This is a genomic window from Streptomyces sp. ISL-98, from assembly GCF_018614055.1.
GTDB lineage: Bacteria > Actinomycetota > Actinomycetes > Streptomycetales > Streptomycetaceae > Streptomyces > Streptomyces spiramyceticus.
Window position 1 is genome coordinate 79,161 of record NZ_JAGGPB010000019.1, and the last position, 21,099, is coordinate 100,259.

24 protein-coding genes are annotated in these 21,099 nt (G+C 69.8%); 8 read left to right on the plus strand and 16 right to left on the minus strand.

Features of this window, described 5'->3' with window-relative positions; all coding sequences use genetic code 11:
- The first annotated feature begins 1 nt into the window (after window position 1).
- The gene (locus J7I98_RS13360) at window positions 2-1,438 is read left to right on the plus strand and encodes a glutamate decarboxylase (RefSeq protein WP_214920878.1); all 1,437 of its coding nucleotides are present in this window, start codon (window positions 2-4) and stop codon (window positions 1,436-1,438) included.
- Window positions 1,439-1,458: 20 nt separating this feature from the next.
- Here the strand turns inward: J7I98_RS13360 and J7I98_RS13365 are convergent, their stop codons facing one another.
- The 8 genes from J7I98_RS13365 to J7I98_RS13400 all read right to left on the minus strand — a co-directional run bounded on the left by J7I98_RS13365 (window position 1,459) and on the right by J7I98_RS13400 (window position 8,662).
- Window positions 1,459-2,685, minus strand: coding sequence for a sialidase family protein (locus J7I98_RS13365; protein ID WP_251020562.1), 1,227 nt, complete (start codon window positions 2,683-2,685; stop codon window positions 1,459-1,461).
- 92 nt (window positions 2,686-2,777) lie between these two features.
- Window positions 2,778-3,560, minus strand: coding sequence for an ABC transporter permease (locus J7I98_RS13370; protein WP_214920879.1), 783 nt, complete (start codon window positions 3,558-3,560; stop codon window positions 2,778-2,780).
- Window positions 3,557-4,549 (minus strand): ATP-binding cassette domain-containing protein, encoded by a 993-nt coding sequence (locus tag J7I98_RS13375; protein WP_214920880.1) that lies wholly within the window; start codon window positions 4,547-4,549, stop codon window positions 3,557-3,559. The genes J7I98_RS13370 and J7I98_RS13375 overlap by 4 nt, the downstream gene beginning before the upstream one ends.
- 81 nt (window positions 4,550-4,630) lie before the next feature.
- Window positions 4,631-5,272, minus strand: coding sequence for a PadR family transcriptional regulator (locus tag J7I98_RS13380; protein WP_214920881.1), 642 nt, complete (start codon window positions 5,270-5,272; stop codon window positions 4,631-4,633).
- A gap of 101 nt (window positions 5,273-5,373) precedes the next feature.
- The gene (locus J7I98_RS13385) at window positions 5,374-5,919 is read right to left on the minus strand and encodes a DinB family protein (protein WP_214920882.1); all 546 of its coding nucleotides are present in this window, start codon (window positions 5,917-5,919) and stop codon (window positions 5,374-5,376) included.
- A 92-nt stretch (window positions 5,920-6,011) separates the two neighbouring features.
- Window positions 6,012-7,469 carry an aldehyde dehydrogenase family protein gene (locus tag J7I98_RS13390; RefSeq protein ID WP_214920883.1) on the minus strand — a complete coding sequence of 486 codons (1,458 nt, stop codon included), beginning with the start codon at window positions 7,467-7,469 and terminating at the stop codon, window positions 6,012-6,014.
- Window positions 7,470-7,532: 63 nt separating this feature from the next.
- Entirely contained in the window at window positions 7,533-8,396 is an 864-nt protein-coding gene (locus J7I98_RS13395) for a helix-turn-helix transcriptional regulator (protein ID WP_214920884.1), read from the minus strand.
- A 95-nt stretch (window positions 8,397-8,491) separates the two neighbouring features.
- On the minus strand, window positions 8,492-8,662 hold the full coding sequence (locus J7I98_RS13400) for a hypothetical protein (RefSeq protein ID WP_214920885.1): 171 nt from the start codon (window positions 8,660-8,662) through the stop codon (window positions 8,492-8,494).
- A gap of 66 nt (window positions 8,663-8,728) precedes the next feature.
- Here J7I98_RS13400 and J7I98_RS13405 point away from each other — a divergent pair, with 66 nt between their 5' ends.
- A complete protein-coding gene (locus J7I98_RS13405) occupies window positions 8,729-9,271 on the plus strand; it encodes an ATP-binding protein (protein ID WP_214920886.1) in 543 nt (180 codons plus the stop codon).
- 35 nt (window positions 9,272-9,306) lie between these two features.
- On the opposite strand, the gene J7I98_RS13410 is transcribed toward J7I98_RS13405, so the two are convergent.
- The 5 genes from J7I98_RS13410 to rpmG form a co-directional block, all read right to left on the minus strand.
- Complete coding sequence (locus J7I98_RS13410) at window positions 9,307-9,546, minus strand: DUF397 domain-containing protein (protein WP_214920887.1); 240 nt, start codon at window positions 9,544-9,546, stop codon at window positions 9,307-9,309.
- Window positions 9,547-9,663: 117 nt separating this feature from the next.
- Entirely contained in the window at window positions 9,664-9,909 is a 246-nt protein-coding gene (gene rpsR, locus J7I98_RS13415; protein ID WP_214920888.1) for a 30S ribosomal protein S18, read from the minus strand.
- Window positions 9,909-11,060, minus strand: coding sequence for a GTP-binding protein (locus tag J7I98_RS13420; protein ID WP_214920889.1), 1,152 nt, complete (start codon window positions 11,058-11,060; stop codon window positions 9,909-9,911). The genes rpsR and J7I98_RS13420 overlap by 1 nt, the downstream gene beginning before the upstream one ends.
- Window positions 11,060-11,305: a type B 50S ribosomal protein L31 gene (locus J7I98_RS13425; protein ID WP_214920890.1), complete on the minus strand. Its 246-nt coding sequence runs from the start codon at window positions 11,303-11,305 to the stop codon at window positions 11,060-11,062. Before J7I98_RS13425 ends, J7I98_RS13420 begins: the two co-directional genes overlap by 1 nt.
- 55 nt (window positions 11,306-11,360) lie before the next feature.
- The gene (gene rpmG / locus J7I98_RS13430; protein WP_138898864.1) at window positions 11,361-11,525 is read right to left on the minus strand and encodes a 50S ribosomal protein L33; all 165 of its coding nucleotides are present in this window, start codon (window positions 11,523-11,525) and stop codon (window positions 11,361-11,363) included.
- Window positions 11,526-11,575: 50 nt separating this feature from the next.
- Here rpmG and rpmB point away from each other — a divergent pair, with 50 nt between their 5' ends.
- The 4 genes from rpmB to J7I98_RS13450 all read left to right on the plus strand — a co-directional run bounded on the left by rpmB (window position 11,576) and on the right by J7I98_RS13450 (window position 14,969).
- Window positions 11,576-11,812 (plus strand): 50S ribosomal protein L28, encoded by a 237-nt coding sequence (gene rpmB, locus J7I98_RS13435; protein ID WP_214920891.1) that lies wholly within the window; start codon window positions 11,576-11,578, stop codon window positions 11,810-11,812.
- Window positions 11,812-12,117 (plus strand): 30S ribosomal protein S14, encoded by a 306-nt coding sequence (rpsN, locus tag J7I98_RS13440; protein ID WP_214920892.1) that lies wholly within the window; start codon window positions 11,812-11,814, stop codon window positions 12,115-12,117. Before rpmB ends, rpsN begins: the two co-directional genes overlap by 1 nt.
- Before the next feature lie 39 nt (window positions 12,118-12,156).
- Entirely contained in the window at window positions 12,157-12,630 is a 474-nt protein-coding gene (locus J7I98_RS13445; RefSeq protein WP_214920893.1) for a hypothetical protein, read from the plus strand.
- A gap of 242 nt (window positions 12,631-12,872) precedes the next feature.
- The gene (locus tag J7I98_RS13450) at window positions 12,873-14,969 is read left to right on the plus strand and encodes a DUF11 domain-containing protein (protein WP_214920894.1); all 2,097 of its coding nucleotides are present in this window, start codon (window positions 12,873-12,875) and stop codon (window positions 14,967-14,969) included.
- An 85-nt stretch (window positions 14,970-15,054) separates the two neighbouring features.
- Here the strand turns inward: J7I98_RS13450 and J7I98_RS13455 are convergent, their stop codons facing one another.
- The 3 genes from J7I98_RS13455 to J7I98_RS13465 form a co-directional block, all read right to left on the minus strand.
- Entirely contained in the window at window positions 15,055-16,146 is a 1,092-nt protein-coding gene (locus J7I98_RS13455) for an MFS transporter (protein WP_214920895.1), read from the minus strand.
- Between the two features lie 64 nt (window positions 16,147-16,210).
- Window positions 16,211-16,651: a hypothetical protein gene (locus J7I98_RS13460; RefSeq protein WP_251020563.1), complete on the minus strand. Its 441-nt coding sequence runs from the start codon at window positions 16,649-16,651 to the stop codon at window positions 16,211-16,213.
- 66 nt (window positions 16,652-16,717) lie between these two features.
- Window positions 16,718-17,935: a DUF2786 domain-containing protein gene (locus J7I98_RS13465; protein ID WP_214920896.1), complete on the minus strand. Its 1,218-nt coding sequence runs from the start codon at window positions 17,933-17,935 to the stop codon at window positions 16,718-16,720.
- Between the two features lie 220 nt (window positions 17,936-18,155).
- On the opposite strand from J7I98_RS13465, the gene J7I98_RS13470 reads away from it, so the two are divergent.
- Together J7I98_RS13470 and J7I98_RS13475 are read left to right on the plus strand one after the other, a co-directional pair.
- On the plus strand, window positions 18,156-18,881 hold the full coding sequence (locus J7I98_RS13470; RefSeq protein ID WP_214920897.1) for an ABC transporter ATP-binding protein: 726 nt from the start codon (window positions 18,156-18,158) through the stop codon (window positions 18,879-18,881).
- A complete protein-coding gene (locus J7I98_RS13475; RefSeq protein ID WP_214920898.1) occupies window positions 18,881-21,082 on the plus strand; it encodes an FtsX-like permease family protein in 2,202 nt (733 codons plus the stop codon). Before J7I98_RS13470 ends, J7I98_RS13475 begins: the two co-directional genes overlap by 1 nt.
- The last annotated feature ends 17 nt before the right edge of the window (window positions 21,083-21,099 follow it).

Consider the following 21,099-nt stretch of genomic DNA (forward strand, 5'->3'; position numbering starts at 1 on the left):
CGTGCCGCTTCATCGGGGCGCTGAGGAACGCGAGGACAGCGAGCCGCGCCCCAGGCTCTCCGTCAATCCCTTCTACGACGCTGCGGACCCGGTCGGCGGCATGGAGTCCGCCCCGCCCAGGCACCGGCTGCCCGACGGGCCGGTGCCGCCCGCGACCGCGTATCAGCTGGTCCATGACGAGCTGATGCTCGACGGCAACTCCCGGCTCAACCTCGCCACCTTCGTCACCACCTGGATGGAACCGCAGGCCGGTGCGCTGATGAGTGAGTGCCGGGACAAGAACATGATCGACAAGGACGAGTACCCGCGCACCGCTGAGCTTGAGCGGCGCTGCGTCGCCATGCTCGCCGAGCTCTGGAACGCGCCCGATCCGGCGACGGCCGTGGGCTGCTCGACGACCGGGTCCAGCGAGGCGTGCATGCTCGCCGGCATGGCCCTCAAGCGCCGCTGGGCCAAGCGCGCAGCGACACGAAAGGAGGGGGACCGTTATCCGGGCGGTGCCCGGCCCAACCTGGTGATGGGCGTGAACGTCCAGGTCTGCTGGGAGAAGTTCTGCAACTTCTGGGAGGTCGAGGCCCGCCAAGTCCCCATGGAGGGCGACCGTTTCCATCTCGATCCGCAGGCCGCGGCCGAGCTCTGCGACGAGAACACCATCGGCGTCGTCGCCGTACTCGGCTCCACCTTCGACGGTTCCTACGAACCGGTCGCCGAGATCTGCGCGGCCCTGGACAGCCTCCAGGAACGCACAGGTCTCGATGTGCCGGTTCATGTCGACGGTGCCTCCGGCGCCATGGTCGCCCCCTTCCTGGACGAGGACCTGGTCTGGGACTTCCGGCTGCCGCGGGTCGCCTCCATCAACACCTCCGGGCACAAGTACGGCCTGGTCTACCCGGGGGTCGGCTGGGCACTGTGGCGCTCGCCCGCCGAGCTCCCGGAGGAACTGGTCTTCCGGGTCGACTACCTGGGCGGCGACATGGCGACCTTCGCCCTCAACTTCTCCCGGCCGGGCGCCCAGGTCGTGGCGCAGTACTACACCTTCCTGCGGCTGGGCAGGGACGGATACCGGGCCGTGCAGCAGACGTCGAGGGACGTGGCCCGCGGGCTCGCGAAACGCATCGAGGCGACGGGCGACTTCCAACTCCTCACCCACGGCAATGAGTTGCCGGTGTTCGCCTTCACCACCGCCCCCGGCGTACGGAACTTCGACGTCTTCGACGTGTCCCGGCGACTGCGCGAGAGCGGCTGGCTGGTGCCCGCGTACACCTTCCCCGAGAACCGCCAGGACCTTTCCGTACTCCGCGTCGTCTGCCGCAACGGCTTCTCCGCCGACCTCGCGGCGCTGCTGACGGAGAGCCTGGAGCAGCTGCTGCCCGAGCTGCGCCGCCAGTCGCACCCGACCCGCCAGGACCGGGCCGTCGCCACCGCCTTCCACCACTGAGCGCTTCACATCACCCCTCCTCAGCCCTGGCAGTCACCCAACCGGAACGCGGACCAGCGCACGCCGTCGGCGGATATCCGGTAGTCGCAGCCGCCCCCGCCGGCCAACCGGCCGAGCGGCACGGTCGAGGCGTGCTCGATGTCCGGCTCCGCCGCCCTGAAGATGCGGCCGCCGTCGGTACTGGTGAAGCGGCCGCTTTCGGCGTGCACCACCAGCCGACCGCCGGGCCCGGGCACCAGCACCCCCATCAGCGACCGCGGTTCGCCCTGGGGACCTGCCCTCCACGTCCGCTCCCAGGTGCGGCCGCCGTCCCGGCTGCGGTAGATGGCCCGTAGAGGATTCTTGACGTCCTGAACGCCCTTGAGCTCCCCCATCTCCGCGGCGTAGACGACTCCTTCGCCGACCGAGACCCGCAGGTGCCACGCAAGCTTCCCCACCGACCGATTCGGCACACTCGCCGTCCAGCTGCGCCCAGCGTCGCGGGAGAAGGCGACCGCCGGAGCCCCCGTGGCCCGGTCCTTCCCCGAGACCCACCACGACCCGTCAGGCTCCGCGTACGCCGCAGGGAGCAGCATCCCGGACAGCGGCGGGCGGGCCTTGAGCTCTCGCAGTCTGCCGTCGTCGGGGGACATCACCATGAGCCGGTTCTTCCTGCACTCCTGCTTGTCGGGGGCGGCCGGCGGCGCGCACTGCGCGGACAGGACGGCGCCCTTCGGTATCGACCGCACCGCCCCGACGCGCTTCACGTCACGCGCCTGCCAGGAGCGGCCGCCGTCCGCCGTGAACCAGCTGCGGTCCGGGTCCTGCTCCGTCCACTCCTGCACCCACGCCCGGCCGGAGCCGAACACCCTCAGGTCCGCCGACACGCCCTCCGTGCCGGACCGTTCGGTCAGTGGTGACGTGCGCAGCCGCCACTTGGAGGCCCCTTTGTCTAGTTTGTCCAGCACCGCCACGTACTGGCGGCAGAATCCGTTCTCGGGTCGCCTCGGGTCCTCCAGGCATTTCGCGAGCAGCGCGAAGCCGCTCCCGTCCGCCGCCAGCCCCACCGTGTGCGCCGAGCCGGGCAGTTCGCGCCCGGACGCCACCTTCGGCGCCGGGGACGGAGATGGCGGCACACCCGTGCCAGTGCTGGGTACACGCGGATCACGCTCCCCCGTGCACCCCGCCAGCAGCAGCGCCAGCAGCAGCCCCAGCGCAACGAGGACGGCGCCGGTCAGCGCCCCGACTGTATTGAACGGCTTACGCATCGAAGCCCCCGGTCCAGCGGTCCGCGGCGGACCACTTCTCCTTCTGGTACACCGCAGACCGCTTCCGGGTTCCCCTTCTCAGCCGACCGATTTCAGTGGCTCAGCCGCCCGAACCGCCGTACCGCCAGCGGGAAGAACACCGCGACCAGCGCCACGGGCCACGCCACCGCCAGCAGCTCCGCATGGTCCGCCGCCCACGATCCGCCCGCCGCACCCGGGTTGCCGAAGAGGTCACGCACCGCCGTCGCCGTCGCCGACATCGGGTTCCACTCGACGATCACGCCGAGCCAGTCCGGCATGCTCTGCGGAATCGCGATGGCGTTGGAGAGGAAACCGACCGGCCATACCAGGATCTGGACCGCCTGCACCAGCTCCGGTTTGCCCGCCACCAGCGCCAGATGAATGCCGATCCACAGCATCGCGAACCTCAGCAGGAGCAGCAGCCCCACCGCCCCCAGCGCCGCCATGAAGCTGCCGTGCCAGCGCCACCCGATGGCGTACCCGACCCCGATCAGAGCGAGCAGGCTGACCGCCGACTGGAGCATGTCCGCGACGCACCGCCCGACCAGCACCGCCGACGTCGCCATCGGCATGGACCGGAAGCGGTCGATGACGCCTTTGCCCAGGTCCTGGGTGACCGCGAGCATCGTCGCTTCCAGACCGAAGGCCATGGTCAGCGCCAGCACGCCCGGCACCAGGAATTCGACGTACTCCCCGGCGACGCCCTTGCCGCCGCCGATCAGGAATCCGAACATCAGCAGCAGCATCACCGGGAAGACCAGGCCGACGACGACCTGCACCGGTTGCCGCCCCCAGTGGGCGAGTTCGCGCCGCGTCATGGTCCAGGAATCCGTGACCGCCCATGCCGCACTCATGCCGCCACCCCCTTGATCCCGCCGACCTCGCCGGCCTCGCCGGAAGCTCCCGTCCCGCCGGTTTCCTTCGTAAGGTGCAGAAACACCTCGTCCAGCGTGGGCCTGCGCAGTGCGATGTCCTCCGCCTCGATCCCGGCCGTCTCCAGCGCCCGTACGATCCCGGTGAGCGCCGCCATCCGGTCCGTCACCGGCGCGCTGATCAGCCGCCGGTCCTCGTCCGTCTCGGCCCCGGGCCCCAACAGACCTGCTGCCGCGCCGAGTTGGCGCACATCGTGCATCACCACATCGATCCGGTCGCCGCCCACCTTGCCCTTGAGCTGGTCCGGCGTGCCCTCCGCGATGGACTTGCCCCGGTCGACCACCGTGATGCGGTCCGCCAGTTGGTCGGCCTCCTCCAGATACTGCGTCGTGAGCAGTACGGTCGTACCTCCCCCGACCAGCGAGCGCACCGCGCCCCAAACCTCCGCCCGCCCGCGCGGATCGAGCCCCGTCGTCGGCTCGTCCAGGAACAGCACCTGCGGATCAGTGATCAGCGACGCCGCCAGGTCGAGCCGCCGCCGCATCCCGCCGCTGTACTGCTTGACCGCCTTGCGCCCGGTGTCCGCGAGCCCGAACCGCTCAAGGAGCTCATCCGCCCGTACGCCCGCCCTGCGCGCCCCCAGGTGGTACAGCCGGCCGAACATCTCCAGGTTCTGCCGCCCGCCGAGCTCCTCGTCCACCGCCGCGTGCTGCCCCAGCAGCCCGATCCGCCGCCGCACCTCGCCGGCCTGCGACCGTACGTCGTACCCGGCCACCTCCACGCGGCCCGCGTCGTGCCGCAGCAGCGTGGCCAGGATGCGCACGATCGTGGTCTTGCCCGCTCCGTTGGGCCCGAGCACGCCATGCACCGTGCCGCGCCCCACCACCAGGTCGAGCCCGTCCAGGGCCCGCTTCTCCCCGTACCTCTTCTGTGCTCCCTCGACGACGATCACCGCGTCGGCGTCAGTCAATGCACTCTCCTCCAAGCCCTGTAGTCAAACTTGACTACGGCGCCCTAAGGTAGGCCGGGCTCACGCATTAGTCAAGCTTGATTAGTGACGGTCTCCCTCATCGGGAATCCCGGTCGCGTACGGGTTCTCCTGGTCCTCCGCGAGCACCCCCACAAAGGGGTCCCCCTCGCCCGAGAAGGTGTACGCCCCGCCCTCGATCCGGGCGATGAGGCCGCGCGTCCACTCGGCCCCCGCATCCGCCGAGTGGACCCACATGTTCATGATTTCGCCGATGTGCCCGAGCGACTCGGGCCCGCCCTCCGGCGTGTAGTACTCGGTGACGGCCGCCCGCCACTCCTGAAGCCCCCGCACCCGTTCCTTCAGCAGCTCGACAGCCTCGGCCCGCTCCAGATCCACGATGAAGCCGATGCCGGCCGACAGCACGTCCATCTTCTGGTCGTACGCCGTCAGAGCCTCGCGGAGCAGCGCGAGGTACTCCTCGACGCCCTTCTCCGTGAGCTCGTACTCGGTACGCGGCGGCCCGCCGGCCGTGCTCGGCGCCACCTCGTGGGCCAGCAGCAGCCCCTGCTTGGCCATCTGCTTCAGTGCGTGATAGATCGACCCGGGCTTGGCGTTGGACCACTCGTGGGCGCCCCAGAACTCCAGGTCGTTGCGCACTTGATAGCCATGGGCCCGCCCGTGCTGACGGACGGCACCGAGGACCAGCAGCCGGATCGCCGACATCACCGCACCCCTTCCTTCTACTCAATTTCCTTCTACTCAATTTTGACTAGAGTATCCGGCGAGGCGAGAACAGAACCCGTCAGGCGGTCAGCCCCGGACCATCAGTCCCAGCTCTCGCCGCGCTCCAGGGCGACCAGCTCGAACGCGGTCTTGCCGTCCAAGGTCTCGCGGATGATGTCCGCATGGCCGGAGTGCCGGGACATCTCGGTGATCAGCCGCAGCAGCAGCCAGCGCATCGACACATCCTCCTTGGGGAACCACGGCTCGTCGGGCAGCGCGAAGGTGTCGTCCAGGCTGGGCACCGACCGGATGAACTCCTCGGTCTGCCGTGCCACCTTCTCCCAGTACGCCAGCCGGCTCTCGACCGTCTCGTCCCCGACCAGCCGGAAGCTCTCGTCCCAGTTCGACTCGTCGCGCTGCGTCTCCGGCTCGACGCCCTTGGCCCGCGACAGCCAGCTCTGCTCGGCCTCGGAGACGTGCTTGAGGAGCCCGGAGAGCGAGAGCTCGCTGGCGCTCGGCTTCGTGGCCGCCTGCTCGTCCGTCAGGCCGAGCAGCGCGCGCCGGATGCCGCCCCGCTCGGCGTCCAGGAAGGCCAGGAGCGCGCCGCGCTCGTCGCCGTGGGCCTCTGCGTTCACGTGTACGACCATGGGTCCGCCTCTTCCGTAAGGTGTCTCGCCGCCCTGACAAGAACCACGTTACGAACCCTTGCGGTCAGGTTCTGTCCGCAATCGGCAGCCGGTCAGAAGGGGAATTCGGTCCGTCCGTGCTGCACCGAAATCCACTTCTGCGTCGTGAGCGCCTCCACCGCCGAGTCGCCGTTCAGCCGCCCGATCCCCGAGTACTTCTCGCCCCCGAAGGCCACCTGCGGCTCGTCCGCGACGGTCGAGTCGTTGACGTGGATCATCCCGGTCACGATGCGCTTGGCGAAGCGCACACCCCGCTCCACGTTCGCGGTGTGGACCGCCCCGCTGAGCCCGTACTCGCTGTCGTTGGCGATGCGTACGCCCTCCTCCTCCCCGTCGAAGGGAATGAGCAGCGCGACGGGCCCGAAGATCTCCTGCCCCAGGATCGGCGAGCCGTCCGGCAGCCCGGTCAGTACGGTCGGCTCGACCAGATTGCCGCGCGTAGACCCTCGTACGAGCGCTGTCCCGCCCTCCGCGAGCGCCTGTTCCACCAGCGTGGTCAGGGCATCCGCCTGGAAGGTGTTGATGACGGGGCCGATGTGGGTCTTGGGGTCGGCCGGGTCGCCGGTGACCAGGGACCGTACCTTCGCGACGAACTTCTCCGTGAACTCCGCCTCGACCGACCGGTCCACCAGGATGCGGTTGGCGGCCATGCAGACCTGACCCTGGTACACGAAACGACTGAAAACCGCGGCGTCCACGGCGTAGTCGATGTCCGCGTCGTCCAGCACCACGAGCGCGCTGTTGCCGCTCAGTTCGAGCACGGAGCGCTTGAAGTGGCTCGCGGTGACGGCAGCGACGTGCCGTCCGACCTTGTCGGAGCCCGCGAAGGAGATGACCTTCGGGACGGGGTGCTCTATGAGCGCGTCACCGATCTCCGCGATGTCCGTCACGAGCACATTGAGCAGCCCGGCCGGCAGCCCCGCGTCCTCGAAGATCTTGGCGATCAGGCCGCCGCCGACGACGGGAGTGTTCTGGTTCGGCTTGATCACGACCGCGTTGCCGAGGGCCAGCGCCGGAGCGACCGACTTGAGGGTCACCAGGAAGGGGAAGTTGAAGGGGCTGATGACCCCGACCACGCCGACCGGCAGCCGGTAGACCCGGTTCTCCTTGCCGTCCACCGGCGACGGCAGGATCTGGCCCTCGGGACGCAGCGCCATCCGCGTCGCCTCGCGCAGGAACTCCTTGGCGAGATGGACCTCGTACACCGCCTTCAGGCGCGTACCGCCGAGCTCGTCGATGATGGCCTCGACGATCTCGTCCTCGCGGTCCTGGGTGACCCGCAGGGCGCGTTCGAGAACGTCTCTCCTGCGGTACGCGCTCGACTCGGCCCAGGCGGGCTGTGCGCGCTCCGCGGCCCGGTATGCCTCGTCGACCTCACCCACCGAGGCCACGGTGATCGCGGCGAGCTTCTCCCCGTTGTACGGGTTGAAGTCGATGATGTCCCACGAGCCGCTGCCGGTCCGCCACTCGCCGTCGATGTACTGGTGGGCCAGGTCGGTGAAGAAGGACATGCGATCCCTTACTGCAAGGTGTGCAGGTGCAGACTCCTGATAAAACGTCATCCTACTGGCCGGTTATGTGAGTTGGAGTAGACCGCGGAGGACATCGCGTGACTCCGCCGGACTCGGACTGTCCTTCTGTAGCCGTTCCATCACCCGCCGGTACTGGGCGACTTCTTCGGCCTTGTCCAGATAGAGCGCACTTGTCAGCTGCTCCAGATAGACCAGATCGGAGAGGTCCGACTCGGGGAACTGCAGCATCGTGAAGGCACCACTCTCGCCCGCGTGGCCGCCGAAGCTGAACGGCATCACCTGAAGGGTGATGTTCGGCTGCTCCGAGACCTCGATGAGGTGCTGCAGCTGGCTCCGCATCACGCCCCGGTCGCCGTACGGGCGGCGCAGCGCGGCTTCGTCCAGTACGGCGTGGAAGTGCGGCGCACGCTCGGACACGAGGACCTTCTGGCGCTCCAGGCGCAGCGCGACCCTGCGGTCGACCTCGGCAGCGGTCGCTTGCGGCATGCCGCGGGAGACGACCGCGTGGGCGTAGCTCTCCGTCTGCAACAGCCCGTGCACGAACTGGACTTCGTAGATCCGGATCAGTGAGGCGGCACCTTCCAGACCGATGTACGTCTGGAACCAGCCGGGCAGCACATCGCCGTAACTGTGCCACCAGCCAGCCACATTGGCCTCCCGCGCCAGACTGAGCAGGGACTCGCGCTCTGCTCCGTCCGTAACGCCGTAGAGCGTCAGCAGATCCTCGACGTCCCTGGCCTTGAAGCTCACCCGTCCCAACTCCATGCGGCTGATCTTCGATTCGGATGCTCGGATCGAGTAGCCGGCCGCCTCGCGGGTAATGCCTCGCGATTCACGGAGACGTCTGAGCTGGGATCCCAACAGGATGCGCCGCACTACGGAGCCGCTCGACTCGCCTGCGGTCACTTCTCCGACCCTCCCCAGTCCGAAAGTTCAGTAGCGGGTGCCTCCCCCAAGTTCCCGAGAGCCGCAGTCTGCCATCAAAACGCTTCACCCCGTACTCATTCGATTACGGAAATGGCAAGGGCTTCGCCAGCCACTGAAAGTAGTGGGTGGAAGAAATGAGCAAGAACCGGCACGGGATCGGACAGGTCCGGCGCGTGCACGTGCATCTGCCCTTGCATCTGCCGTACGCATTCGGAACCATGGTCCGCGCGCACCTGCATCTGCATGCTCTTTCGTGCTGACGCCGCACCACCGCTGTATCGCAACGACCGCGAATCCCGGGAGTGCCTCGCATGGGGACGAATGGATCGACCGTGCTCGAGCCGTTAAGGCAGGGCCTGCCACCCATCGACCCCGCAGCGGTCTCCAGCTCGGCCTCCTGCGCGCTGCCGCCCAGGTACGAAGCGGTGGGCGGGGCAAGACAGTTCACCAAGTCGACGCTGGCGAAGTGGGAGCTCGGCGAGCACTTCGACGACGTGGCCCTGGTCGTCTCCGAGCTCGTCACCAACGCCCTGCGGCACGCTTCCCCAAGCTCTCAACTTCGTTCGAGCAGGGGAGACCGCATCCCCGCGGACACCCCGTGCGAGGGCGATCAGGACCCGCCCGTACGGCTGCACCTGATGCACTGGACCTCGCGTCTGGTGTGCGCGGTGCGCGACCCCAGCCACGAGAGCCCGATGGCGCGTGAGGCCGACGACCTCTCCGCCGAGTCGGGCCGTGGCCTGTTTCTGGTGGATTCCTTCAGCGACAGCTGGGGCTGGCACCCGCTCGCGGGCACGCTGAGCGGCAAGGTGGTCTGGGCACTCTTCCGCCTGAGAGCGTCCGAGCAGCAGTAGCGGTCGGCCCTGCTCCCGACTTGAGGCGAAACGATTCAGCCACCTGTCAGGTGGTCGAACTCCCCGTCCTTGATGCCGAGCAGCATCGCCTCGATCTCCGCAGGCGTGTAGACCAGAGCGGGACCGTCCGGGTGGCGCGAATTACGGACTGCCACATTCCCCCCCGGCAATTTGGCGAACTCCACGCAGGACCCCTGCGAGTTGCTGCGCCTGCTCTTCTGCCAGACCACCCCGTGAAGCTCTGTGGCCGCCATGCCGTTGTACGCGTGGTGCACAGGTCGCTCCCGGAAAGTGCAGATGTCAACTGCCCCGGATCATAGCTTTGTTCACTTGCTGATGCATGGGCAGATGCACGTGCACGCGGGGTGGCCTCTTGGTTACAGGAGTCCGGATCAGCGCGACGAGTAGGGGAGAAGGGCCATCTCCCTGGCGTTCTTGATGGCCCGGGTCAGCTGGCGCTGCTGCTGCGCCGAGACCCTTGTCACACGCCGGCTGCGGATCTTCCCGCGGTCCGAAATGAATTTCCGCAGCAGATCGGTGTCCTTGTAGTCAATGTACGTAATCTTCGCCTGGTCCAGCGGATTGGGCCGGGATTTCAGGTGCTTGCGGGGGTCATTACCTCGGGACGGGCGGGACATCAGGCCTCCAGAAGAGAATCAAAAGCGGGCGGCAGGCGCTTCCACGCATCGCGCCCTGCCGCGTATTCGGCATCGGTCAACAAGCAGGATTCGAGGAGCTCTTCGAGCCCGTCGCGGTCAAGCCCCGGAGAAGTGAACACCAGGTGCTGGCAGCAGTCCCCGTGGTCGGGGTCCCAGTCGAGTGCGGCCGCCGCCCTGCGCATCGGCGGCACCATGTCCCACGCGGCGTCCGGCAGCGAGGCCAGCCAGGGCCCCGCGCTCTCCACGCACAGCGCCCCGCCCGCCGCATCCCACGCCATCAGCGTGTCCGGGCGGTCGGCGAGCCAGAACCTGCCCCGGCTGCGGGCCGCCGCACACGTCAGGTCCTCCAGGGCCTCGTACAGCCGCTCCGGGTGGAAGGGCCGGCGCCGGTGCCACACCAAAGTGCCGACACCCGACTCGTCCGCCTCCTGCGGGAGCAGTGCGCAGGCCGGGTGCTGGCGGGCCGCGGCAGCCTCGACGTCGAAGCCCGCGAAGGCGGCCTCCGCGAGGTCGCCGGACGCGGCCTGGACGCGGCGGGCGGTCGGATGCAACTGCGCGAGCAGCGCCTCGTCCGCCTCATCGGCCTCTTCGCTCTCGACGATGGCCAGGACCGGGGCGTACTCCAGCTGCCGTGCCCAGGTGTCCGCGACCGTCCGCTGATCGCTGGCGGCCGCCGCGAGTCCGGCCTCCGCGAGGTCGTCGCCGCAGCCGAGGTACGGCAGGAGCAGCGCGGGGTCGACCGCGGTCATCACGGCGGTCAGGTCCAGTACGTCGCCGCCGTGCGCGACGACGACCTCGGCCATCGCCTTGGGCTCGACCGAGTCCCACAGCTCCACGACCGCGAGCCGCGTCAGGCTGCTGCCCGCCAGCCGCTCCAGTTCGGGCACGAGGTCCTCGCGCAGCGCGCAGCAGGCGCAGTCGTTGACCAGCGGCGCCTCGCCCGACGAGCTCTCGCCCAGGGCGTCGCGGACACTGCGGCGTACCGTCCCTTCGGCCGCGGTCGACAGGTCGTGATGCAGCGCGACACTGCCGGGAACGGTGCGCAGCAGGCGGTCGACCACCTCCTTGCGCGCGTCGGAGTGCAGCCCGCCGACGATCACGACGGGCAGCTTGGCTCCCCTCTCGCCCACTACTTCGCTCCGTAGCGGCGCTCGAAGCGCTCCACGCGTCCCGCGGTGTCCAGCACGCGGGCCGTCCCCGTGTAGAAGGGGTGGCTCTTCGAGGAGATCTCGACGTCGACGACGGGGTACGTACGGCCGTCCTCCCACTCCACCGTCTTGTCGCTGGTCATGGTGGAGCGGGTGAGGAAGGCGAAGCCGCCGGCTGTGTCGCGGAAGACGACGGGACCGTACGGCGGGTGGATTCCGGGCTTCATGAAGTGAGCCCCCTTCTGGCTTCTGACTTCTGGTGCTGGGCCGGTGAGCTGGTGATCAGCGCTCTTCGCGGAAGTCGACGTGCCGGCGGACGACCGGGTCGAACTTGCGGAGCGTCATGCGGTCGGGGTCGTTACGGCGGTTCTTGCGGGTCACGTAGGTGTAGCCGGTCCCCGCCGTGGACCTGAGCTTGATGATCGGGCGGACTTCGTTGCGTGCCATGTGGTTAGTATATGGAAATGGTTCCCATTATCAAAGAGAGGTGATTGGCCTTGTCCGCCCACTGCCAGCTGACCGGCGCCCAGCCGGGCTTCGGCAACAACATTTCCCACTCGCACCGGCGCACGTCCCGGCGCTTCGACCCGAACATCCAGCGCAAGCGCTACTGGCTGGCGAGCGAAGGACGCCATGTCCGCCTCACGCTCAGCGCCAGGGCGATCAAGACCGTCGACACGATCGGCGTCGAGGCCGCCGTTGCCCGGATCCGTGCGCGGGGAGTGAAGGCCTGATGGCAAAGAAGAGCAAGATCGCCCGCAATGAGCGCCGCAAGTCGGTCGTCGAGCGGTACGCCGTGCGGCGGGCGGAGTTGAAGGAAATCATCCGCAGGCCGGGGACGTCCGAGGCCGAACGGGACGTTGCGGTACAGGAGTTGCGACGTCAGCCGCGCGACGCGAGTGCGACGCGCGTACGCAACCGGGACAGCGTGGACGGCCGACCCCGGGGCCACCTCAGGAAGTTCGGCCTCTCGCGCGTGCGGATGCGTGAGCAGGCGCACGCCGGATTCCTGCCCGGAATTCGAAAGTCCTCCTGGTAGTTTGGCGCGTTCTGACCTACCAAAACTGGGGAGTCCGGAGTGCGCAAGCACGTACGTAACACCGCCGCCGCTGCCGCCATTGCGGCCGCCCTCGCGCTGACCGGTTGCAGCAGCGAGAGCAAGGACAACGTCGAGGGCGACAAGGGCAAGGAGACGGGCGCCGGCGCTCCGTCGGCGGGCGGAGACGAAGGCGCGGTGGCCGATGTCACCGGGTCCTGGATCGCGACGACCGATGGGAAGATCGTCGCGCTGATCGTCCAGGGTTCGGACGCTGCCGTGGCGGGCGAGCACGTCTGCTCCGGCAAGGTCGCCAAGGCGGACGAGGTGACACTGGAACTCAAGTGCGCCGACGGGAACGCCGATCGTACAACCGGACTTGTCACACCGGGTGCGGACGGCAACACCATCACGGTGAAGTGGGGCAGCGGGATCGAGGACACCTTCAAGAAGTCCTCCGGCGAGAAGCTGCCGGAGGGGATTCCCACGGACTTCCCGAAGCTGCCTGCCTCCTGACCTGCTGCCCGGCGTACGGGCACACAGGCGTACGGGCTTTGCACATGCCTGGGCCGCGGTTCCCTCACGGGGGCCGCGGCCTATCGCCGTTCAACCCGATGATCACTCCTGGGAGTGGATCCCGGCGGCCAGTGGGCGGAGCGTGGCCCGGGCGTGACCCCTTCCTTCAACGGCGGCCCGGATGCTGCCCCTTGTCTGAGCTGCACGATGACGAGAGGCGAGTGGACCGCATGGCCATGTCGATGTCCATTTCTGGTCTGAGACCGGCGTTCGGAAAAGCCGCAGACCACCTGCACGGTCTGCGCGTCGGCCGGGCACGCCGGGCAGGGGTCGCGGCAACCGCGGGCCTCGCGCTCGTGCTGGCCCTGCCCGGAGTCGCGGCAGCCGCCGCGGGCGACCTCGATCCCACCTTCGGCGGCGACGGCAAGGTCATGAGCGACCTCGCCGCGCAGGAAGACAGCCAGGACGTGGCTCTGCAGCCCGACGGCAAGATCGTCACCGCCGGCACCATCTGGGCGTTCGAGGGCCCCGGCGACTTCACTCTGGCTCGCTACAACGCCAACGGCAGCCAGGACACCGGCTTCGGCAACGGGGGCGTGGCGACCGCCGACATCGGCGGCGACACCAACGACGAGGCGCAGGCCGTGGCGCGGCAGGACGACGGCAAGTTCGTCGTGGTCGGCCGCAGCGACGCGCCCGACGGCACCAGGGCCTTGTTCGCGATGACTCGCTTCAACGCCGACGGCAGCCTGGACACAGGCTTCGGCAACGGCGGCAGGATGACCACAGACTTCGGGACCGCCGGAAGCTCGACCGGCAACGCCGTGGCGGTGCAGCCCGACGGCGGGATCGTCGCCGCCGGGAACTCCGGCAGCGATTTCGTGGTGGCCCGCTTCGCCCCGGACGGCAGCCCCGACACCGGCTTCGGCGACGGCGGCAGGGTCATCACCTCCTTCGAAGGCGGCGGCTCGGCGGCCTTCGACGTGGCGCTGCAGGACGACGGCAAGATCGTCGCCGCAGGCCATGCCAGGTTCAGCTCACCGGACTTCGCCGGCGATTTCGCGCTGGCTCGCTACAACCCCGACGGCAGCCCGGACACGGGCTTCGGCGACGGCGGCAGAGTGACCACCGCCACCACCGCCGCGGATTCGGCTCGCGGGGTGGCCGTGCAGTCCGACGGCAAGATCGTTGCCGCCGGGAACTCCGGCGGTGATTTCGCGGTGACGCGCTACAACTCCGACGGAAGCCCGGACACCGGCTTCGGCGGCGACGGCAGCGTCACCGCCGACTTCGGACCTTCCGGGTCGGTGGCGTACGACATGGCGCTCCAGGACGACGGCAAGATCGTCGCCGCCGGGGGGGCCAACGCCGATTTCGCGGTGGCGCGCTTCAACACCGACGGAAGCCTGGACACCGGCTTCGGCGGCGACGGCAAGGTGACCACCGACTTCGAAACGTTCTGGGACGAGGCCCACGCTGTGGCGGTCCAGTCCGACGGCAGGATCGTCGTCACGGGCAACGGCAGCGACAACCACGCTCTGACCCGTTACGAGGGCGAAGGCAGCGAACCGCCGCCCCCGGCCGCGGACGTCTCGGTCACCAAGACCGGGCCTGCCACCGTCAGCGTCGGCGACCAGGCGTCGTACACCGTGCAGGTGACCAACACCAGCACCACCACGACGGCCACCGGTGTCACGCTGGACGACGCCCTCGGCGGACCGGCCGCCTCGGTCGTGTCGGCCGCGACCACCCAGGGCATCTGCAGCACGACAGCCACCACTGCCGCCTGCACGCTGGGCAGCCTCGCCCCCGGAGCGAGCGCCACGGTGACCGTCGTGGCCGAACCCCGGGCCACCGGAACCCTCACCGACACGGCCACAGCCGACGCCCTGGAGTCCGACCCCACCCCGGCCAACAACACCGCCACCGCGACCACCACCGTGAACAACGCCCGTGGCTGCACGATCACGGGCACCAGCGCGGTCGACCAGCTCGTCGGTACGGCCGGCAACGACGTCATCTGCGCCCTCGGCGGCGGTGACACCATCACCGCCGGCGGCGGCAACGACACCGTCTACGGCGGCTCCGGCAACGACAATGCCGACGGCGGCAACGGCCACGACAGGCTCAACGGCGAACTCGGAAACGACACCCTGACCGGCTACTACGGCGACGACACGATCAACGGCGGCCCCGGCAGCGACACGCTGAACGGCGGCTACGGCAACGACCGTCTCAACTCCGTGGACAACATCTCCGGCAACGACGCGGCCCACGGCGGCCCCGGCTACGACACCTGCACAACGGACTCGGGCGACACGCGCACGAGCTGCCCGTAGCGACGACGGGACGTAGCCGCGTTCGGGCTCGGCAGCACCTGAGGTTGTTGCCGGGCCCGAACTCAGAACTGAGCGCTTCCCAGGGCTAGGCGGACTCGGGCCAGGTGCGGCGCTGTGTGAAGTGGATCCCGGCCGTTACGGCCATCAGGATCGCCGTTGCTCCGCCGAGCGTCATTACCGTCGCCAGAGACGTGCGGTCCAGTACGGCACCACCCACCAGCGCGCCGATGGAAATCGTCACCTGGAACGACGCGGTGAAGAGGACCGAAGCCGCCTCCGGCGCTCGGGGGGACGCCTTGGAGAACCAGGTCTGGGATGCGACCGGTACGGCGCCGTACGCGCTGCCCCAGACGATCAGCAGCGCGATCGCGCCCGGCTCCCATCGGCCCAGTACGGGAAGCAGCAGCGTGGCGCCGGCGATCAGTGCCGCGGCAATGCCGAATGTGGTGCGCGGGTGGAGCCTGACCGTCGCGCCTCCGACGAAATTGCCGACGATGCCGGCGGCTCCGTACAGGAGAAGGAACATCGTGATCCGGGCCGGGCTCACCTGGGTGATCTGCTCCAGGAATGGCGTCACATAGGTGTACGTGCCGAAGTGGGCCATCACGATGAGGAAAGTCATCAGCAGTGCGAACCGGGTGTTGATGTTTCCGAGCATGTTCCGGAGAGCGCTCAGGCGGGTTGCCTGGACGGGAGGGAGTGGAACCGCAGCAAAGATCACCGCTGTGGCCTTGGTGACTGATTGCGCGGACACCAGGCGTTCGGCGAGGCCCGCTCCGATCGACCAGAAGCCGCCGATGGAGATTCCGACCATCACCCGGGAAAGCAGCATGAGCCAGTAATTCGGGGCCGTTGCCGCGAGGAAGTTCGCCAGGACCAGCAGGAGCGCGAACGCGCACAGCATCAGACGGCGGTCGATTCGCGCGGTCGCAACCGTGACCAGTGGGGCGGACAACGCGGCCAGGAATCCCGGCAGGGTCATCATCAGGCCCGCCGTACCGTCCGAGATCGCGAAGCTCGAACCGACCGACGTCAGCAGGCCGATCGGGAGGATCTCGGTGGTGACGATCGAGAAGATCCCCATCATCACCGCGACCACGGCGAGCCATCCGACGAGCGGGGAGCGTGGTGATGCGGCGGCGGTGCGCGGTGTGGCGGTGGTTGTCCTGGTGGGCATGGACATGAGTGCAGCAATCGCCACCGCGGCTTGTCTGGCAGGTTGGCGACCTGACCCTTGCGGCCTACGAGTTCACGGACTCGCGCAGGTCGCCGTACCGCTGTTCCAGGTACTCGCCTTCGGCTTCCGTGTAGCCCGACGCCCAGGGCGTGGGGCACGGCGAGGCATGGTCCGGGTCCGGGCAGGCCACTCGGGCCAGCTCGTCGCGCAGGGTGTCCATCTGCTGCCGTGAGACCAGCACGCCCACCCGGATCTCATGGATCTCCCGGTTGCCGGGATCGGCGCCCGCGTGCCCGTACCGCCATTCCTCCGGGAGGTCGTCGTAGAACTCGGCGAGTGGGGTGCCGCCCGGTTCGGTCGTCTGCCCCTGTCCGGCGACGCTCAGGCGGTACGGCCACGCGCGGCTGTCCAGGAGCCGGGCGCATCCTCCGGCGAGGGCCTGTGCGTCTTCCGGCGTTGCGTAGACGCCGAGTTGGATTTCGTAGAGGCGGCATTCGGGAGGCACTGGAACTCCAGAGTTGTGCGGCTACGGGCCCCGCCGACCGTACTGGACAGTGCGCCGTGCCGCCGCTCAGTTTCCGGGGCGGATCGGGCGTCGCGCCCTCGGCATGTCCGCCCGGTCCGCGGCGGCCGTGCCGTGTTCCCAGCCCGCATGGTCCGTAACCCCGCGCACCCGCGTCGACGTCGTCTCCGGGAACATCCGCTCGGTACGGTCCTCCACCGCCACGTCCCGCGCCGCCAGAACCGGCAGCAGCGAGCCGTCCGTCTGCTCCTCTTCCGCCGTGACGTGTTCCGTGGCTTCGGACAGGCGGTGGCCCACGCGGCTCGCGTACGCCGTCAGGAACGCCTGACGGAACGCCTTGGTCCGCTTACGGCCGCCCGCACGCTGGGCCGCCTCCGCACGGGTCATCGCCGACGTGCCCTGCACCAGCAGCGACGTATAGAGCAACTCGACGGATTCGAGGTCCGGTTCGAAGCCGACGACCGTGGAGAAGCCGAAGCTGCTGTTCCACACGGCACGGCAGCGGTTCGCGGAGGCTGCGGCGTCCAGGAGGATCGCCTTCGCCGTCTCGTACGGCGCGTCCACACCGATCCGGCACGCGGTCGGCGTATCGCCGGTGTGCCCCCGCGCGGCCAGGAGCGCCTCGTCGATGCTGTGCCGCGCCATCAGCTCCTGCGCCTTGCCGGTGAGTGCCTCCGCCTCCTGCGGGTAGTCGGTCGCCTCGGCCTTGGCCAGCAGGGCGCGGATGCGGGTGAGCATGCGCGGCTCGCCGTGGTCACCGGCGGAAGGCGCGGTGACGTGCATGGGCTCGCCCGGGGGCGGGCCGACCGGCTCGATCGCGGGGAGGCGGATCAGGAGGCGGAAGAGTTCGAGGAGCACCGTCGCCAGCGAGAAGCGGTCCGCCTTCTCGCGCCCGGCGAGCGCGTCGGCGTACGCCTCGTCGCTGCCCCACCAGGCCTCGGTCGCCTCCAGGTCGCGGAGCTGGGCCTCCCAGCGCGGCGCCAGTCGTGCTCGCGCGTACCGCCGGTTCTCCGCCGCGATCAGGTCGGCGGCCAGGCGGACGTGACGGTCGTCGAGCTCGCGGCGGACCATGCGGGCCACATCGGCGGGCTGCCAGCCGCGCTCCCAGGCGCGGCGTACGAACTCCTCGCCCCGGCGGAGCAGTTCGCGGCCCGCTTCGGGCCACGGTGCGGCGGCGAGGAGCGAGGCGCCGAGGTCCAGGCCCGCGTCGCCCTCGGCGTACACCGCCGCTGCGACCGCCTTCTCGACCTGTTCCACCGGTTCCACCGGAATGCCTCCTCACGCAACCGCGGCCGCGACCGCACACCACCCGCCACCTGCCACCTGCCACCTGCCACCTGCCACCTGCCACCTGCCACCTGCGATGGTCCCAGCTTCGGCAGGGGACCACGAATGGGGGGCGGGCCCGGAAGGTAGGGCCAGGCATACCCCCAAGACTCGGCTCAGCGGTCGTGTCCGGGCGGCGCCGGGCCGGAAGTCTGGACGCATGACCACACCCGCCGTGCGGCTCACCGCACTCCGCAGGACATACCGCGAGGTCAACGCCCTCGACGGGGTCGACATCGACTTCGGTACGGGCACCTTCACGGCCGTGATGGGCCCCTCGGGTTCCGGCAAGTCGACGCTGCTCCAGTGCGCGGCCGGGCTCGACCGGCCGACCTCGGGGACGGTCACCGTCGGCGGCACGGAGCTCGGCGGCCTCAGCGAGCGCAGGCGGACGCTGCTGCGGCGGGACCGGATCGGCTTCGTCTTCCAGGCGTTCAACCTGCTGCCGTCGCTGACCGCCGCCCAGAACGTCTCTCTGCCACTGCGGCTCGCCGGCCGGCGCCCGTCCCGTACCGACGTACGCGCCGCCCTTGAGCGAGTCGGGCTCGGCGACCGGGCCCGGCACCGGCCGACCGAGATGTCGGGCGGGCAGCAGCAGCGGGTGGCGATCGCGCGGGCGCTGATCACGCGGCCCGCCGTGCTGTTCGCGGACGAGCCGACGGGCGCGCTGGACTCCACGACGAGCCGCGAGGTGCTGGTGATGCTGCGGGAGCTGGTGGACGCGGAGGACCAGACGATCGTGATGGTGACGCACGACCCGGTGACGGCTTCGTACGCGGACCGGGTGGTCTTCCTGGTCGACGGCCGGGTCGCGGACGAACTGGTCTCCCCCACCGCCGAGCAGGTCGCGGCGCGGATGACGGGTCTGGAGCGTACGCCGTGCTGATGGTCGCCCTGAGTACGCTGCGGACCCGCTGGGCCACCTTCGTCGGAAGCTTCGTGGCGCTCGCGATCGGCGTGGGCCTGATCGCGATCATGGGCCTCGGCGTCGCCGCGACGTTCGATGCGCCGGAGCGCGTGCCTGAGCGGTTCGCGTCGTCGCCGGTGGTCGTGATGGGTACGGACACACTGACGGTTGAGGTCGAGCGGGGGCCGAACACGGGCCACGTGTCGAAGAAGCTCGCGCATCCACACCTGGTGGACGCGAAGCTGCTGCGCGAGCTGCGGTCGCTGGGGCCTGTTGTGCTGAAGGAGGTCGCTGCCGAGGACCGCGATCCCGGCTCGGCCGCCGGGGCGGGCTCAGGCGCCGGGGCGGGCCGCGGTGCGGATGCCGGGGGCGTGGATGCCGTCGGTGTCGACGCCCCCGTCGACGAGGTGCGCGCTGTCGTCGGTGACCGCGCCCGCGTGCTCACCGGGATCGACCGGCGGCTCGCCGACCCCGGGCCTGCGCGGGACGCCGAAGCCCTCGTGGTCGTGAACTCCGTACTCGGCACCGCCGGCGGGGTCACCACCTTCGTCTCGGTCTTCGTCGTCGCGTCGACCTTCGCCTTCGCGGTGGCGGTGCGCAGGCGGGAGTTCGGGCTGTTGCGTACGGCGGGCGCCACGCCCGGCCAGTTGCGGCGGCTCCTGCTGGCCGAGGCCACCGTCGTGGGCGCCCTCGCCGCTGCGGCCGGCTGCCTGATGGGCACGTGGGGTGCGCCCCGGCTCGCGCGGGTCATGGTGGAGGGCGGGCTCGCGCCCGAGTGGTTCGCCATCGGTGACGACACCTGGCCGCTGCACGCCGCGTTCTGGACGGGGCTGCTGGTCGCGCTGGCCGGGGCGTGGGCGGCGTCGCGGCGGGCGGGGCGGATCAGCCCCGTCGAGGCGCTGCGCGAGTCGTCCGTCGACAGCGGCACGATGCCGTTGGGGCGGCGGCTGCTGGGGTACGGCCTGCTGCTGGGCGGGGCCGGGCTGCTGGCCTGGGCACTTGCCACCGACCCCTCGGAGCTGCTCAAGCGCAAGACGTACACGAGCCGGCCGATGGTCCTGATCACCGCCGTGGCGCTGCTCGCACCCCTGCTCGTACGGCCGGTGGCGCGCGCCGTGCGGCTGCCCGGGGCGACCGGCATGCTGGTCCGCGAGAACACGGCCGCCTCGCTGCGCCGTACCGCCGCCATTGCCGCGCCCGTACTGGTCACGGTCGCGCTCGCCGGTTCGCTGCTCGGGTCCGCCGAGACGATCACGGCGGCGAAGGCGGCGGAGGCGCGGGAGCACACTGCTGCGGAACTTGTGGTGACCGGGGAGGATTTGGGAGCTGCGGGGGACGTGGCAGGCGTCGCTGCGCTCTCGCCGTCCGCCTCCACGGCCGTTTACGTACGGGAGGAACAACGCACCGCCGTCATCCGCAGCGACGCCCGCGCGGTGACCGATCCGGCCGCGCTGGCGAAGGTCGCCCGGCTGCCGGTCGTCGCGGGCAATGTGCGCGACCTCGACGACCGTTCGATCATCGTGAACGAGGAGTGGGAGCGCCACGAGGTGGGCCAGGGCGTCGACGTCTGGCTCGGCGACGGGCGCAAGGTGGCGCTGCGGATCGTGGCGGTGCTGGCGATCGGGACGGGCGACAACGGTGCGTACGTCACGGCCGCGAATGCGCCTTCGGCGCCGGTCGACCGTATCGACGTACAGGTGGAGGAGGGGGCGGAGAAGGCGGCCGTCGCGTCGGCCCTGCGTGCCTCGACCGGTGGGGAGGTGGCGACCGTCGAGGACTGGCTCGCCGCCAACCACCCCCGCACCAGCTCGAAGACGCGGCACGGGCTGTGGCTGGTGCTCGGCATCGCGCTCGTCTACACGGCGATCGCCCTCGCCAACACGCTCCTGATGGCCAACTCGGCACGCTCGGCGGAGCTGGCCGCCCTGCGCATGACCGGGGCCACGCGGATGCAGGTGCTGGGGGTGGTGGCCGGTGAGTCGCTGTTCGCGGTGGGGATCGGAGCGGTGCTGGGAATGGCGGTCTCGGCACTGAGCCTGGCAGCCCTGGGCACAGCCCTGGCCACACTCTCGGCACCGGTCGCTTTCGCGGTGCCGTGGGGGACGGTGGGGGTGGCGGCAGGGTGCTGCGGGGTTGTGGCGGTGGTCGCGGGGGTGGTGAGTTGCCCTCGGGGGCGGTGAGCTGCGCTCGGGGCGGC

Coding starts and splice junctions, on each gene's coding strand:
- J7I98_RS13385 (WP_214920882.1), bottom strand. CDS start 5,919: ATGGTCGTACACGTGAACGCAGAGGCCCACGGCGACGAGCGCGGCGCG.
- J7I98_RS13400 (WP_214920885.1), bottom strand. CDS start 8,662: ATGCAGATGCAGGTGCGCGCGGACCATGGTTCCGAATGCGTACGGCAG.
- J7I98_RS13425 (WP_214920890.1), bottom strand. CDS start 11,305: ATGAAGCCCGGAATCCACCCGCCGTACGGTCCCGTCGTCTTCCGCGAC.
- J7I98_RS13390 (WP_214920883.1), bottom strand. CDS start 7,469: ATGTCCTTCTTCACCGACCTGGCCCACCAGTACATCGACGGCGAGTGG.
- J7I98_RS13455 (WP_214920895.1), bottom strand. CDS start 16,146: ATGCCCACCAGGACAACCACCGCCACACCGCGCACCGCCGCCGCATCA.
- J7I98_RS13405 (WP_214920886.1), top strand. CDS start 8,729: ATGGGGACGAATGGATCGACCGTGCTCGAGCCGTTAAGGCAGGGCCTG.
- rpsN (WP_214920892.1), top strand. CDS start 11,812: ATGGCAAAGAAGAGCAAGATCGCCCGCAATGAGCGCCGCAAGTCGGTC.
- rpmG (WP_138898864.1), bottom strand. CDS start 11,525: ATGGCACGCAACGAAGTCCGCCCGATCATCAAGCTCAGGTCCACGGCG.
- J7I98_RS13470 (WP_214920897.1), top strand. CDS start 18,156: ATGACCACACCCGCCGTGCGGCTCACCGCACTCCGCAGGACATACCGC.
- J7I98_RS13450 (WP_214920894.1), top strand. CDS start 12,873: ATGTCCATTTCTGGTCTGAGACCGGCGTTCGGAAAAGCCGCAGACCAC.
- J7I98_RS13475 (WP_214920898.1), top strand. CDS start 18,881: ATGGTCGCCCTGAGTACGCTGCGGACCCGCTGGGCCACCTTCGTCGGA.
- rpsR (WP_214920888.1), bottom strand. CDS start 9,909: ATGTCCCGCCCGTCCCGAGGTAATGACCCCCGCAAGCACCTGAAATCC.
- J7I98_RS13380 (WP_214920881.1), bottom strand. CDS start 5,272: ATGTCGGCGATCCGGCTGCTGGTCCTCGGTGCCGTCCGTCAGCACGGG.
- J7I98_RS13365 (WP_251020562.1), bottom strand. CDS start 2,685: ATGCGTAAGCCGTTCAATACAGTCGGGGCGCTGACCGGCGCCGTCCTC.
- J7I98_RS13370 (WP_214920879.1), bottom strand. CDS start 3,560: ATGAGTGCGGCATGGGCGGTCACGGATTCCTGGACCATGACGCGGCGC.